Annotated in this window: 12 protein-coding genes; 7 read left to right on the top strand and 5 right to left on the bottom strand. The window is 73.0% G+C overall.

Annotation, left to right across the window (positions count from 1 at the left end; all coding sequences use genetic code 11):
- Positions 1 to 28: 28 nt before the first annotated feature.
- From BM051_RS08045 to BM051_RS08035, 3 genes are all read right to left on the bottom strand, one after another.
- Complete coding sequence (locus BM051_RS08045; RefSeq protein WP_092529365.1) at positions 29 to 1,390, bottom strand: serine hydrolase domain-containing protein; 1,362 nt, start codon at positions 1,388 to 1,390, stop codon at positions 29 to 31.
- A 4-nt stretch (positions 1,391 to 1,394) separates the two neighbouring features.
- Positions 1,395 to 3,167: an L-lactate permease gene (locus BM051_RS08040; protein ID WP_092529364.1), complete on the bottom strand. Its 1,773-nt coding sequence runs from the start codon at positions 3,165 to 3,167 to the stop codon at positions 1,395 to 1,397.
- 228 nt (positions 3,168 to 3,395) lie between these two features.
- On the bottom strand, positions 3,396 to 3,998 hold the full coding sequence (locus BM051_RS08035) for a hypothetical protein (protein WP_092529363.1): 603 nt from the start codon (positions 3,996 to 3,998) through the stop codon (positions 3,396 to 3,398).
- On the opposite strand from BM051_RS08035, the gene BM051_RS08030 reads away from it, so the two are divergent.
- The 3 genes from BM051_RS08030 (at position 3,973) to BM051_RS08020 (ending at position 7,139) form a co-directional block, all read left to right on the top strand.
- Positions 3,973 to 4,542: an MFS transporter gene (locus BM051_RS08030; protein WP_134045891.1), complete on the top strand. Its 570-nt coding sequence runs from the start codon at positions 3,973 to 3,975 to the stop codon at positions 4,540 to 4,542. The genes BM051_RS08035 and BM051_RS08030 overlap by 26 nt on opposite strands.
- 141 nt (positions 4,543 to 4,683) lie before the next feature.
- Positions 4,684 to 6,411, top strand: coding sequence for an SDR family oxidoreductase (locus BM051_RS08025; RefSeq protein ID WP_243859225.1), 1,728 nt, complete (start codon positions 4,684 to 4,686; stop codon positions 6,409 to 6,411).
- 44 nt (positions 6,412 to 6,455) lie between these two features.
- Entirely contained in the window at positions 6,456 to 7,139 is a 684-nt protein-coding gene (locus BM051_RS08020) for a TetR/AcrR family transcriptional regulator (RefSeq protein ID WP_092529677.1), read from the top strand.
- Here BM051_RS08020 and BM051_RS08015 read toward each other — a convergent pair.
- Both BM051_RS08015 and BM051_RS08010 read right to left on the bottom strand, forming a co-directional pair.
- Complete coding sequence (locus BM051_RS08015) at positions 7,073 to 8,212, bottom strand: citrate synthase 2 (protein ID WP_424923222.1); 1,140 nt, start codon at positions 8,210 to 8,212, stop codon at positions 7,073 to 7,075. The two genes, BM051_RS08020 and BM051_RS08015, sit on opposite strands and share 67 nt — an antisense overlap.
- A 353-nt stretch (positions 8,213 to 8,565) precedes the next feature.
- Entirely contained in the window at positions 8,566 to 9,789 is a 1,224-nt protein-coding gene (locus BM051_RS08010; RefSeq protein ID WP_424923221.1) for a lipase family protein, read from the bottom strand.
- A 260-nt stretch (positions 9,790 to 10,049) separates the two neighbouring features.
- Here BM051_RS08010 and BM051_RS08005 point away from each other — a divergent pair, with 260 nt between their 5' ends.
- The 4 genes from BM051_RS08005 to BM051_RS07990 all read left to right on the top strand — a co-directional run bounded on the left by BM051_RS08005 (position 10,050) and on the right by BM051_RS07990 (position 14,273).
- Positions 10,050 to 10,688: a TetR family transcriptional regulator gene (locus tag BM051_RS08005; protein ID WP_092529676.1), complete on the top strand. Its 639-nt coding sequence runs from the start codon at positions 10,050 to 10,052 to the stop codon at positions 10,686 to 10,688.
- Between the two features lie 111 nt (positions 10,689 to 10,799).
- Positions 10,800 to 11,480, top strand: coding sequence for a pyridoxamine 5'-phosphate oxidase (pdxH, locus tag BM051_RS08000; protein ID WP_092529358.1), 681 nt, complete (start codon positions 10,800 to 10,802; stop codon positions 11,478 to 11,480).
- A gap of 75 nt (positions 11,481 to 11,555) precedes the next feature.
- Positions 11,556 to 12,836: an MFS transporter gene (locus BM051_RS07995; RefSeq protein WP_243859223.1), complete on the top strand. Its 1,281-nt coding sequence runs from the start codon at positions 11,556 to 11,558 to the stop codon at positions 12,834 to 12,836.
- Between the two features lie 51 nt (positions 12,837 to 12,887).
- Positions 12,888 to 14,273 carry an APC family permease gene (locus BM051_RS07990; RefSeq protein ID WP_092529357.1) on the top strand — a complete coding sequence of 462 codons (1,386 nt, stop codon included), beginning with the start codon at positions 12,888 to 12,890 and terminating at the stop codon, positions 14,271 to 14,273.
- Positions 14,274 to 14,310: the final 37 nt, after the last annotated feature.

The following is a 14,310-nucleotide window of genomic DNA, read 5'->3' as shown; positions in this document are numbered from 1 at the left end:
AGTCTCTCAGGTGCGCCGCTCGTGGCGCTCATCCGGTGCGCCACCCGTCCTCGTCCACCCCGCCGGGGATCGGCGCGGCCGGGTCGTACGGGGTGCGGGTGAAGACGAAGGTCGCCAGGTCGAGGTGACTCGGCGTGCCGTCCGCGGCGCGGACCACGCGCAGCGTCTCGCCGGCGTAGTAGCCGTCCAGACCGACCCACTCGTCGGTGCCCGCCGGCTGGAACCGGGACGCCCGCCCGTTGCCGCTCACCGGGCCGAGGTGCAGCCAGCCGCCGGGCAGCAGCCGCAGGTGGAACGGCGCCGGTCCCCAGTGCCAGAGCCCGGTCAGCGGCAGCAGCGCCGGGTCGACCGCGCTCGGCCGCCACTCCTCGGGCAGCTTCGGCTCGTAGTCGTCGACGATCGAGATCAGGTCCACCACCAGCCCGAGGATCGCCACCCCGGACGTGGTGTTGGTCATCGCCAGCGCGCCCGTCCCGGTGCCGGTGTCGACCAGGTTGCAGGCGAGGAAGCCGGGCATCGAGCCGGTGTGCCCGGCGAGCATCCGCCCGCCCGCGCGGACGAGTTGGAGGCCGAGCCCGTACCCGGCGGTCCACTGGGGGCCGTCCTCCACGATGATGACCTCGCGCATCTCCGCGACGGTGTCCGGGTTCAGCACCTCGCCGGTGTGCCCGCCGACGAACGCGGTCCAGCGGGCGAGGTCGCGCACGGTCGACCACAGCTGCCCGGCGGGGGCCATCGCGCCGGCGTCGGGCGACGGCTCCGGCAGCAGCACGTCGGCGAACGGGTGCACCGCCCAGCCGGGCGCGTGCCGGCCCCGCGGGTGCGGGCTCGTCCTGGACATGCCGAGCGGTTCGAGCACCTCCGCCCGCAGCGCCTCCAGCCAGCCGGTGCCGCGGTGCCGGGCCACCAGCTCGCCGAGCACGCCGTAGCCGACGTTGGAGTAGTGGAACCGCCGGCCGGGCCGGTGCTTGCGCTGCTCCGCGGTGAGGGTGGCGGCCAGCGCGTCCCAGTCGCCGCCGGGGCTGCGCTCCCACCACGAGCCCGGCGACTCGGCGGTGATCCCGCCGGTGTGCGCCAGGAGCTGGGCGACCGTGCAGTCGCCGAGTGCGGTGCCCGGCACGTGCTCGCCCACCGGGTCGTTCAGGTCGACCCCGCCCTCGTCCCGCAGCCGCAGGACCATCGCGGCGACCAGGGACTTGGTGATCGACCCGAGCCGGTACTGGGTGTCGTCGTCCGGGGTCTCGCCGGTGGTGCCGTCGAGGAAGCCGCGGCTGCCCGACCAGACCAGCTCGCCGTCCCGGACGACGCCGGCGACCAGGGACGGCGCGCGGTTGGTCGACTGTTCGGTGGCGATGCGGCGGAGCAGGGCGAGCTGGGTGGTCGGCAGCATGCCGTCATTCTGCCGCCGCCGGCGCGCGCCGGCGCAGCCACCACACGATCATGCCGAGCGCGACCACGATCACCGCCAGCAGGGCCGTTCCGGCGTTCGGTGCGAACCCGTTCGCCAGCACGTAGGTCAGCGCGCCGGCGGTGAGGCAGTAGTACGTCATCGGGAAGACCGTCTTCCGGATGAGGTCGCCCTCCCGGCCGAGCAGGCCGACGGTGGCCGAGGCGGCCACGACGTTGTGCACGGTGATCATGTTGCCGGCGGCGCCGCCGACCGCCTGCCCGGCCACCACGGTCTCCGGCGGCACCCCGATCTGCTCGGCGGTGGAGAACTGGAACAGCGAGAACATCAGGTTGCTCACCGTGTTGCTGCCCGCGACGAACGCGCCCAGCGCGCCGATCCAGGGTGCCAGCAGCGGCCACGCGTCCCCGGCGAGCGTGGCGGCGCCGTCGGCCAGCGCCAGCGGCATGCTCGGGAAGCCGGCGTCGTTGAGCTCGGAGTTGATGAAGATCCGCACCAGCGGAAGCGCGAACAGCAGCGCGACGGCCGCCCCGGCGATCTGCCGGCCGGCGATCCGCCAGGACGCGGCGATCTGCGCCCTGCTCATCCGGTGCAGGCCGTAGGCGGCCACGCTGGCGACGATCAGGATGAACCCGGGCAGGTAGAACGGCTGCAGGCGCTCCGAGACCTCGGTGCCGAGGATGCCGTCGAAGTCCACCGACAGCCCGGTGAGGAACTCCTTGACCGGCTCGACCGCCCTGGTGAGCACGAGCAGCACGGCCACCAGCAGGTACGGGGCCCACGCCCGGGCGGGGTGCATCCGACGAGGGCGTTGCCCGGTCACCTCGCCGTCCGGCTCGACGTCGCCCGTCCAGCGGTCCTGCCAGCGGTGCCGCGGCGGGAAGTCCCAGGTCCGCTCGGGCAGGAACAGGCCGCGCCGGGCGGCGGTGACCACGATGGCCAGCCCGACCAGCCCGCCGAGCAGCGCCGGGAACTCGGGGCCGAGCAGGGCGGCGACCACCAGGTAGGGCACGGTCATCGCCAGGGCGGCGAACAGGGCGAACCGCCAGACCCGCAGGCCCTCGCCGAAGCGGCGGCGCTCGCCGAAGAAGCCGGTGAGCATGCAGCAGAGGAACAGCGGGATCAGCGTGCCGATGATGGCGTGCATCAGCGCGGCGTCCAGCGCGATGCGGGAGACGTACTCGGGCAGGTCCACCCCGAGCACGGAGATCCGCCGCTCCACGGCGGTGCTGCCGGCGAGGCCGTCGTTGACGCCGACGAGTATCGGGGTGCCGACCGCGCCGAAGGTGACCGGCGTGCTCTGGATGACGAGGCCGACCATGACCGCGGCCATCGCCGGGAAGCCGAGCGCGAGCAGCAGCGGCGCCACCACCGCGGCCGGCGTGCCGAAGCCCGACGCGCCCTCGATGAAGCTGCCGAACAGCCAGCCGATGATGACCGCCTGGATCCTCCGGTCCGGGCTGATGTCGGTGAACGTGGCACGGATCGACGACAGGGCACCGCTGCGGCCGAGCGTGCCGAGCAGGAGCAGGGCGCCGAACACGATGTAGAGCAGGCCGAGCGCGAGGACGAGGCCCTCGATGCCGGAGGCGGCGATCACCACCGGGTCGACCTCCCAGGCCAGCGCGGCGGTGGCGACCACGACGGCGAACCCCACCGGCATCGCGTACTTCGCCGGCCAGCGGAACCCGACCAGCAGGACGCCGATCACCAGGATGGGAGCCAGCGCGACGACGCCGCGGACGGCGAGGTTGTCCATGCCAGACGCACCCTTCCGTATCGCGGAATGTGACTTCCGCCATATCGTTAGGATGGCAAAGCATCTCAGCGGGCCCCAGCGCCGTCAAGTGCCTCCTCGTCCCTCGGAACGCCATGCAGGCCACCTTGATCGCGTCCACTGCCAGGAAGGTCCTTCATGGCAGTGGACGGTGCGGCCACACCGGGCCGCCGGGGTCGAGAGCGGCCGGTCGCGGATCGCGCCCCGCCGTCAGAAGCGGCTGATCTGGAAGACGCCGATGTCGTCGCCGGAGGTGCCCTGGCTGGGCACGGTCTGGTTCAGCGACGCCTCGACGCCGACCCAGCCGTGGAAGCCACCGTCGCTGTCGATGATCTGCATCAACGGCTTGACGTGGGAGTTGCCGGTGTAGCAGTGCTCGCCGCGGCCGTCGGCCAGCGCGGTGCGCCAGTGCCAGATGGTGTCCCTGCGGTCGGTGGCCGTGGCGTTCGCCGTGGCGAGGTAGTACTCGGTGCTGGTGGTGCGCCCGCCGAGGCAGCGCGGGCTGGAGCAGCGCTTCCAGTTCCGCATCCAGAACGGGTTGCCGGCGCCCTCGTCCAGGTAGGGGCGGCCGTTGTCGGTCTTCCACAGGTGGTAGTCGTGATCGAACTGGCCGTGGTCCTGCGCGGCGATCGTGGCCATCGAGGCGCGGGTGGACCAGCCGGCGTTGCTGCCGTAGCCGTAGCCGTGGGTGGCGCCGAAGGAGCTGCGCCGGTAGCTGAGCTGGGCCAGCTTGCCGGGGATCGGCTCGCCGACCGTCCACTCCTCCCAGCCGTTGCCGGTCCACTCGATGCGCCTCGGGCGCGGGATGGGCATCTACGAGAGCGCGACCCTGCTCGGCGCCACGGTGGGCACCTTCGCGGCCGGCCAGCTGTACCAGGCCCGTGACGGGTGGCAGTGGGCGTGCCTCGGCGCGGCGGCGCTGTTGCTGCTCGGCGCACTGGCCGTGCGCGTCGCGGTCCGCAGGGTCGGCGTGTCGGAGTACCCTGTCGAGCCCCCGGAGCCGGCCGCGGAACACACCGCGGACCAGGACCCGAAACCGCTGCCACGCGAACCGGAGTCCCCACCCGGTGACACCCCCACCCGGTCTTCGGAGAGCGGGGACGCCCGGAATGCCAGGAACGTGCGGAACTGGGTCGGGCACTGCGTGCTGTTCGTGGTCGGGCAGGGGGCGCTGGCGGTGTTCGGCTACTCCTGGCCGGTCGAGGCCGTGTTCGGCGGTCCGCACGAGGCCGAGTGGATCTGGAACTCCAGCGGCCACTGGCTGCTGAACGTCAGTCGCGTCTGGACACTCATCTGGCTCGTCGACACCGTGTGGACCTGGGGCGCCGTCCTGCTGACCCGGCGCGCCCGCCGCTGAGCGCTCACCGGCGGACCGCCGATCGTCCGGAGGGGGCGCGGCGGATGGGTTCGCGGGACCGGGGAGCCATCACTCACCCTCAGTAGTGCCCGATGACCAGCGGGAACAGTGCGCTATTGACACAATGTCTAACATGACAACATGTCTCATACGTGGGTGACGGCGCCCGACGGAGTGCGTCTGGCGGTGCGGGTCACCGGGCCCGAGGACGGTCCGGTCGTCGTGTGCGTGCACGGCTATCCCGACAACGGGTCGATGTGGGACCCCGTGGCCGCCGAGCTGGCGACGCGCCACCGCGTCGTGGTCTACGACGTCCGTGGCGCCGGCGCGTCGGACAAGCCGAGGGACCGCGCGGCCTACCGCCTCGACCGCCTGGCCGCCGACCTCGCCGCCGTCGTCGAGTCGGCCAGCCCCGACCGGCCGGCCCATCTCCTTGCCCACGACTGGGGCTCCATCCAGGCCTGGCACGCCCTCACCTCCGGCGCCCTGCCGCGGCACCGCGTCGCGTCGTACACCTCGATCTCCGGCCCCGACCTCGACTACGCCGGCGCCTGGTTCCGCGCCCAGCTCCGCCCCCACCCGCGCAAGCTCCGCGACGCGCTGCGCCAGTTCCTGCACTCCGGCTACATCGCCTTCTTCCAGCTCCCACTCGTCCCCGAGCTGTGCTGGCGCCTCGGCCTCGTCCGCCGCGTCCTCGCCGCCGTCGAGCCCGCAGCGCCGGCACCCCGCACCGACGACGGCGTGCACGGCCTCCAGCTCTACCGCGCCAACATGCTGCCCCGACTCGGCCGGCCGGCGCCGCGCACCACGCACGTCCCCGTGCAGGTGATCGCCCCGTCCCGGGACCACTACGTCAGCCCCCCGCTGCAGACCGGCATCGCCCGCTGGGTGCCGAACCTCCACGTCCGCCCGGTCACCGCCGGCCACTGGGTCACCAGGGAGAAGCCGGCACTGGTCGCCCGCGCCACGGCCGAGCTGGTCGCGCACACCGAGGGCGCCGCGGAGTCGCGTGCCCTCCACCGCACCCGAATCGGCGCGGCGAACGGCAAACGCTTCCCCGGCCGACTGGTGGTGGTCACCGGCGCGGGCAGCGGCATCGGCCGCGCCACCGCACTCGCCTTCGCCGAGCAGGGCGCCGACGTCGTGGTCACCGACATCCGCGGCGACACCGCCGAGGGCACCGCGACCCGTGTCCGGGAGCTCGGCCGCAGCGCAGCGGCGTACACCGTGGACTCCGCCGACGGTGCCCAGGTCGCCGCGCTCGCCGAGCGGGTCCGCGCCGAGCACGGCGTCCCGGACATCGTGGTGAACAACGCCGGCATCGGGTTGGGCGGGTCCTTCCTGGACACCACCGAAGAGGACTGGGAACGCGTCGTCGACGTCAACCTGTGGGGCGTGATCCACGGCTGCCGCGCCTTCGCCGCGCAGCTCGTCGAGCGCGGCGAGGGCGGGCACATCGTCAACATCGCCTCGATGGCCGCCTACACCCCGTCGAAGATCCTGCCCGCCTACTCCACGACGAAGGCCGCGGTGCTGATGCTCAGCGAGTGCCTGCGGGCCGAGCTGCACCACGAGAACATCGGCGTCACCGCCGTCTGCCCCGGCGTCGTGCACACCGACATCACCCGCACCAGCCGCTTCGTCGGGATGGACCCCGCGGAGGAGGAGCGCCGCCGGAAGGCCGTCACCCGGCTCTACGCCCGGCGCGGGTTCGGACCGGAGAAGGTGGCGAGGGACATCCTCCGCGCGGTGGAGCGCGATCGACCGATCGCACCGTCCACTCCGGAGGCCAAGGCGGCGCTGGTGCTGTCCCGGCTCACCCCGGGCATGCTGCGCGTGGTGGCCCGGATGGACCTCGCGCCCCGGTGAACGCCCCGGTCAACGCCCCGGTGATCCGCCGCGCCCCGCGGCGGATGTCCCCGCAGGCCCGCCGCGAGCACCTCATCGCCGCCGCGCTGGAGCTGTTCGGCCGGCACCGCCCCGAGCGGGTCTCGGTGGACGACGTCGTGGCCCACGCCGGCGTCTCCCGCGCGCTGTTCTACCGCTACTTCGCCAACATCGGCGAGCTGCACCTGGCCGCGCTGCGCTCGGTGACCGAGGGGCTCATCGACCGGCTGGCCCACCGCGAGCCCGGCCCGCCGCTGCACCGGCTGCGCGCCGCCCTGCGCGGGCTCATCGAGGTCGCCGAGTCCTACCGCGCCGGCTACGTGGCGCTGCTGCGCAGCGGCTCGGTCATCGCGACCTCCGAGACCGACGCCGTGGTCGACGAGGTGCGCGACCGTGCCGTCGCGGTGATCCTGACCGACGTCGGGGTCACCGAACCCGGCCCGATGCTGCTGGTGACCCTGCGCTGCTGGACCGCCGTGGTCGAGGGCGCGCTGCTGAGCTGGCTGGAGGAGGGCGTCCCGCCCCGGGCCGAGCTCGCCGGGTGGCTGGTCGACCAGCTCGTCGCCATGGTCACCGCCACCGCTGGCCACGACCCCGCGGTGGCGGACTTCGTCGCGCGGGTCGAACGGCTCGAGCGGAGCGCTCAGCGCGCGGCGACCGAGTCCCAGCCCTCGACCTCCTCGGGCTTGCGCGGCCCGGGGCCCACGTAGGTCGCCGAGGGGCGCACCAGCCGGCCGGTCCGCTTCTGCTCGAGGATGTGCGCGGCCCAGCCGGCGGTCCGCGCCGAGGTGAACATCGCCGGCATCATGTGCGGCGGCACCTCCGCGAAGTCCAGGATCACCGCGGCCCAGAACTCGACGTTGGTCTCGATCGCCCGGTCCGGCCGCCGCTCCCGCAGCTCGGCGAGCGCGGCCTGCTCCAGCGCCGCCGCGACCTCGTACCGCTCGGCGCCCAGCTCCCGGCAGGTGCGGCGGAGCACCCTGGCCCGCGGGTCCTCGGCCCGGTACACCCGGTGCCCGAAGCCCATCAGCCGCTCCTTGCGGTCGAGGATGCCCTTGACCACCGCGCGGGCGTCGCCGACCCGCTCCACCTCGGCGATCATCGGCAGCACCCTGGCCGGCGCCCCGCCGTGCAGCGGGCCGGACATCGCCCCGATCGCGCCGGACAGCGCGGCGGCGACGTCGGTGCCGGTGGAGGCGATCACCCTCGCGGTGAAGGTGGAGGCGTTGAGGCCGTGCTCGGCGGCGGACACCCAGTAGGCGTCGACGGCCTTCACGTGCGCGGGGTCCGGCTCGCCCCGCCAGCGCACCATGAACCGCTCGGTGATCGACGTCGCCTCGTCCACCCGCGACTGCGGCACCGCCGGCACCCCGAGGCCGCGGGCGGACTGCGCCACATAGGACAGCGCCATCACCGAGGCGCGGGCCAGCTGGTCACGCGCGGTCTCGTCGTCGATGTCCAGCAGTGGCTGGAATCCCCAGATGGGTGCGAGCATGGCCAGCGCCGCCTGCACGTCCACCCGTACGTCACCGGTGTGCACCGGGATGGGGAAGGACTCGGCGGGGGTGAGGCCGTTGTCGAAGCGGCCGTCGACGAGCAGCCCCCACACGTCGCCGAACGTCACCGCGCCGGCGAGGTCCTCGATGTCCACCCCGCGGTAGCGCAGGGCTCCGCCGTCCCGGTCCGGTTCGGCGATCTCCGTGCGGAAGGCGACCACGCCCTCCAGGCCAGGCCGGAATCCGTCGTCCGGCTCCGAGGTGGTCCGACCGTTCGAGACAGGCACTGACGTAGTCACCGGATCGACCTTTCGACGCGTGTTCCCTGACAGGTGTGGTCCCACATGCGAGAGGGGGACACGCACGGCGCGCCTCATCGCACGTTCGGACAAACAGTGCTCCTCTTCACCCGCGGGTAGCAATCGAAACCTGTCGTGCTTTCGGTCACGCATACCAGAGAGAGCGGAAGTAGCCGGACTGTCTCGCCGCTGTCACCCCTGGTGAGGGGCTACTTCCGGGCGGATTGTATCGACGGGCACGGGATGAGAACGATTCAGCCTGCCGGGCCATTCGAACGGCAAATCCCGCGTGAACGGCGGTCGGCACCCGCCCTGCCCCGCGGATGCCGACCGCCGTCCCCCTACTCCGCCCGCGCCCCGCAGGAGTCGACCACGGGTGCCCCGGCGAACCGCTGGCCGAGCCACTCCATCGCGATCGGCCCGCCCGCGGCCACCCCGGCGATGTGCTCGGCGAGCGGGATCGGCTGCCACCGCACCGTCGCGCCGCGGTCGCAGTAGCGGTCACGCAGGTCGCGCCCGACCCGGTACGGGATCAGCTCGTCGAGCGTGCCGTGGTAGAGGAACACCGGGGCGCTCGGCGCGTGCTGCCCGGCCCGGTTCTCGGCGAGCCGCGCCTGCCAGCGCGGGTCGTCCAGCGGATCGGGCACGGTGGTGAACTGCGCCAACCGGCCGAACGGCGCCGCCGCGCCGAGCTCCACCGTGCACGCCTCCTTCACCCGCTCGACCAGCGCGCGGCCCCGGTCGTTGAGGATCTCCTCGAACGGCACGTCCGGGTACGCCGTGGCCAACCCGGTCGCCGCGCCGATCACCAGCCCGAACGCCGGCCCGCCGTCGTTGAACTTCGCCACCTCCACGAGGTCGGCCGGCACCCCGCCGGGGGCCGCGCCGGCCACCCGCAGCTCCGGCGCGTAGCTCGGGTGCAGCTCGGCCGCGAACGCCACGGCCTGGCCGCCCTGCGAGTAGCCGAACAGCCCGACCGGCCCGTCCGCGGCAAGCCCGGCCTCGGGCACCCGCTGGGCGGCCCGAGCGGCGTCGAGCAGCGCCCTGCCCTCGGACTGGCCGGTGGCGTAGGTGTGCGTGCCGGGCGTGCCCAGGCCCTCGTAGTCGGTCAGCACCACGGCCCAGCCCCTGGTCAGGGCCTGCGCGATGAGCACGACCTCGTTCTCCGTTCCGGTGGCCAGGCGGTAGGAGGGCGCGCAGGAGTCGCCGAGGCCGTGCGTGCCGACGGCGTAGGCGACCAGTGGCCGCGGTCCGTTCGACCAGGGCACCGGCGGCACCAGCAGGATCCCGGACACGGCGTTCGGCTCGCCGGTGGCCGAGGTCGAGCGGTAGAGGAGCTGCCACGCCCGCACCGGCGCGGGCAGCACGCGCAGCGGCTCGGCGTACACGTCGACCTGCCGCTGCCGGAGCACGTCGCCGGGCGCGCCGGGCAGTGGGTCGGGCGGGACGTAGAAGGGGTCCTCGGCCGGTGGGGGCGGTGGCGGCGCGGCGGTGGCGATCGGCGCGGCGGGCGCGGCGACCAGGGCCACCGCGAGCAGCAGCGGGGCCAGGAGACGTCGGACCACGATGTCCTCCGGTGTGATGCGGGCTACAGTGGTAACTGAGATTTCCGCAATGTAGACCGAATGGCCCATTTCGGCAAGGCTGGTGACCGCATGTTCCGTCTTCTGGAGGCTCTCCCGGGTGAGCGTGGGGAGCTTGCGGAGCGGCGCTCGGGGAGCCGACCGGGTGCGGGTGTGCCGCGAGACAGACCGGGTGCGGGTGGCCCGCGAGACAGACCGGGTGCGGGTGGCCCGCGAGACACAGGGGAGGTTCGATGACCCAGCTGGGTCGGACTTACCGGGGCGTCACGGTCGACCAGCGGCGTGCCGAGCGTCGGGAACGGCTGCTGCTCGCGGCGCTCGCCGAGTTCACGTCGACCGGCTACCGGGCGACGAAGATCGCCGACCTGTGCTCCCGCGCCGGGGTGTCCACCCGCAACTTCTACGAGGAGTTCGATGGGAAGGAGCAGGTGCTGCTGGAGCTGCACGCGCGGATCAATCAGCTCGCCCTCGACCGGGTGCGGGCCGAGTTGGCGGACCTGGCCGACGCGGGCGCGCCGACCCGGATCGGCCGGCTGGTCGACGCCTTCGTCGGCGCGGTCACCACCGACCCCCGGCTGCCCCGGCTGAACTACGTCGAGGCCGTCGGGGTGAGCGCCGCGCTGGAGGCGCAGCACCAGGAGTGGGTGGGCCGATGGGCGGACTTCATCGAGGCCGAGGCCGGCCGCGCGGCGGAGGACGGTTTGGCGCCGCGGCGGGACTACCGGCTGACCGCGATCGCCGTGGTCGGCGCGGTCACCGGGCTGCTGCGCGAGTGGCAGGCGCACGACCCGCCGTACCCGGTCGCGGCCGTCGCCGAGGAGATCAAGGGCATGACGTTGGCGGCCATCACCAGGGGCGCGCCGGGGCCGCGAGCACACTGAGTGTCGGGTGTCACCGAACGAGAGGTTTCCCCGCCGCCGCCGAAGGCATACCGTCGGCTGCACGGGCCGGATCGGCCCGTCGGGGTATGCGTGGGCGGAGGTTGGCGGACGATGCCGGAAGTAGACGACGTGGCCGAGGTCGAGGACGTCACCGTACGGTTGCCCGGGATGCGCGTCTCCTACGACAGCGTGACGCTCGACGAGTCCGGGCTGGCACCGACCTGGACCGAGCAGCTCCAGGCGTGGTTGAACGACGCGATCGCCGCCGGGGCCGCCGAGCCGAACGCCATGGTCCTGGCCACCGCCGACGCCGAGGGCCGGCCCTCGTCCCGGACCGTGCTGTGCAAGGGCCTCGACGCGCGCGGCGTGGTGTTCTACACCAACTACACCTCGGCCAAGAGCCATGACCTGACGGTCACCCGGTACGCCTCGGCCACCTTCCCCTGGCTGGCCCTGCACCGGCAGGTGAACATCCGCGGCGAGGTGGAGAAGGTGGGCGCCGCCGAGACCGCCACCTACTGGGCGTCCCGGCCGCGCGGGTCGCAACTCGGCGCGTGGGCCTCCCCGCAGTCACGGGTCGTCGAGGGCCGGCGGTCGCTGGAGAACGCGCTGCACGCGGTGCAACGGCAGTTCGCCGACGTGGAGCGGGTGCCGGTGCCGCCGCACTGGGGTGGCTGGCGGATCCGGCCGGAGGTCGTCGAGTTCTGGCAGGGCCGCGAGGACCGCATGCACGACCGGCTGCGTTACGTCCGCGACGACGACGGCTGGCGGATCGAGCGGGTCGCCCCCTGACCTCACCGGCGGCCGACCCGCGGCGTCGGGAAAGTCACCTGTGAAAGGTTAGTTAGCCCCGCTAAGCTTGCCGCCGTGCGAACGGGGTCGGCGCGGCGGAGCCGCACGCTGCTCGGCTCGGTCGTCATCGACACCCGACCGCTGCGCGTCCCGGCGTTCCGCCGGCTGTGGCTGAGCTCCGTGGTGACCTCGATCGGCAGCCAGCTCACCGCGGTCGCGGTGCCCAAGCAGGTCTTCGACATCACCGGCTCCTCGGGCTACGTCGGGCTGGCCGGCGGGGTGGCCCTGGTCCCGCTGCTGGTCTTCGGGCTGTGGGGCGGGGCGATCGCCGACACCGTCGACCGGCGGACGCTGCTGCTGGTCAGCAACGTCGGCATCGCGGTCAGCGGGGCGCTGCTGTGGCTGCAGGCGTTCCTGGCGCTCGACTCGGTGGCGGTCGTGCTCCTGCTGCTGGCGGTCAACCAGGCGTTCTTCGCGGTCAACATGCCCACCCGCAACGCGGTCGTGGCGCGGCTCGTGCCCGAGCACCTGCTGCCGCCGGCCGCCGCGCTCACCGGCACGATGATGATGTTCGGCGCGGTGTTCGGCCCGCTGGCCGCCGGCGCGCTGCTCCCCGTGGTCGGTTTGTCCACTTTGTACCTCGTGGACACCGTCGCGCTGGTGCTCGTGTTGTGGGCGGTGTGGCGGCTGCCCACGATGCCGCCGCTGTCCGGGCAGGTGCGCAGGGCGGGCCTGCGCGACGTGGTCGACGGGTTCCGCTACCTGGCGGCGCGGAAGGTGCTGCTCGCCTCGTTCGTGGTCGACCTCATCGCGATGATCGCCGGGATGCCCCGCGCCCTGTTCCCCGAGATGGCCGAGCGGACCTTCGGCGATCCGCCCGGCGGTGGCGCCGCGCTCGGCTGGCTGTTCGCGGCGATCCCGATCGGCGCGCTGCTGGCCGGCCTGATGTCCGGCTGGGTGGGCAGGGTGCGCCGGCAGGGCGCCGCGGTCGTGGTGGCGGTTGGGGTGTGGGGACTCGCGGTGGTCGGCTTCGGGCTGTCCGGGTCGCTGTGGCTGGCCGTGGCGTTCCTGGCGCTCGGCGGTGCCGCCGACATGGTCAGCTCGATCTACCGGACGGCGATCCTGCAGGCGGCCACCACCGATGAGATGCGCGGCCGGCTGCAGGGCGTGTTCACCGTGGTCGTCGCGGGTGGGCCGCGGCTGGCCGACCTCACTCACGGGTGGGCCGCGGCGGGGGTGGGCACCGCGGCCGCGGCGACCGGTGGCGGCGCGCTGGTCGTGGTCCTGCTGGTGCTGGCCGTGGCGCTGCTGCCGGCGTTCTGGCGCTATCGCGCCGCGGCGGACCCCGACGACTGACTTCCGTGCCGCCCTGTCGCCGGCCTGACCGATGCGGCAGACTCTGCCGCCATGGCGGATACGACGAGCGATCGGACGGCGACCGGGCAGCCGGCACTCCGGCGGGTCATCGGGTCGAGGCTGCTGCTGTTCTTCGTGGTCGGCGACATCATCGGCACCGGGATCTACGCGCTGACCGGCGTCGTCGCCGGGCGGGTCGGCGGTGCGCTGTGGCTGCCGTTCCTGCTGGCCTTCGCGGTGGCGTTCATGACCGCGTTCAGCTACCTCGAGCTGGTTGGCAAGTACCCGAGGGCGGCGGGGGCCGCGCTGTACACGAACAAGGCGTTCCGGCGGCCGTTCCTGACCTTCCTGGTCGCGTTCGCGGTGATGTCCTCCGGGATCACCTCGGCGTCCTCGGCGGCGGTGGCGTTCGGCGGCACCTACCTGGCCGAGTTCGTCGAGCTGCCGTGGTGGCCGTGGGTGGTGCCGGTGCTGTTCATCGTCGGCCTCGGCCTGATCAACTTTCGCGGGGTGAGCGAGTCGGTCAAGACGAACTTCGTGCTCACCCTCATCGAGCTGTCCGGCCTGGCGATCATCATCGGCATCGGGGTCTGGGCCGTGCTCAACGGCAACGGTGAGCCGGGCCGGCTCACCGAGTTCAACACCGAGGACCAGACGTGGCTGGTGGCGATCTCGTCCGCGACGTCACTGGCGTTCTTCGCGATGGTCGGCTTCGAGGACTCGGTGAACATGGCCGAGGAATGCAAGGATCCGGCGCGGATCTTCCCGAAGGCCATGCTGTGGGCCATGGTCATCGCGGCCACCATCTACATTCTGGTGTCGGTGACGTCCTCGCTGCTGGTGCCGGCGGGCGAGCTGGCCGAGGCCAAGAGCGGCGCGCTGCTGAAGGTGATCGACGTCGGGGCGCCGGGCTTCCCGCGCGAGGTGTTCTCCGCGATCGGGCTGTTCGCCGTGATCAACTCGGCGCTGATCAACATGTTGATGGCCAGCCGGCTGCTCTACGGCATGGCCAACGAGCGGATCATCCCGCCGGTGTTCGGCACCGTGCACCCGTTCCGCCGCAGCCCGTGGGTGGCGATCGTGTTCACCAGCGCCATCGCCGCCGTGCTGGTGTCCACCGTGGACATCGGGGTGCTCGGCGGCACCACCGCGTTGCTGCTGCTGGCGGTGTTCGCCGTGGTCAACGTGGCGGTGCTGGTGCTGCGCAGGGAGAAGGTGGAGCACGAGCACTTCCGGGCGCCGACCGTGCTGCCCGTCGTGGCCGCGTTGTGCTGCCTCTACCTGGTGATCCCGTGGCTGTCCGGGCGCCCATGGCGGGACTACACGGTGGCGCTGATCCTGCTCGGCGTCGGCGTGGTGCTCTGGGGAGTGAACTGGTTGTTCATGCGGGCCAGCCATCGGGAGCCGCCGGAGATGCACCCGGAGAAGCTCTCCTAGCCACGTCCCCCGGCCGCCACCAGGGCCCCCTTGGTGG

Source organism: Amycolatopsis arida, assembly GCF_900115565.1.
Lineage (GTDB): Bacteria > Actinomycetota > Actinomycetes > Mycobacteriales > Pseudonocardiaceae > Yuhushiella > Yuhushiella arida.
Note: the sequence above shows the minus strand (reverse complement) of the source record. Positions and strands in the feature narration are given on the sequence as shown.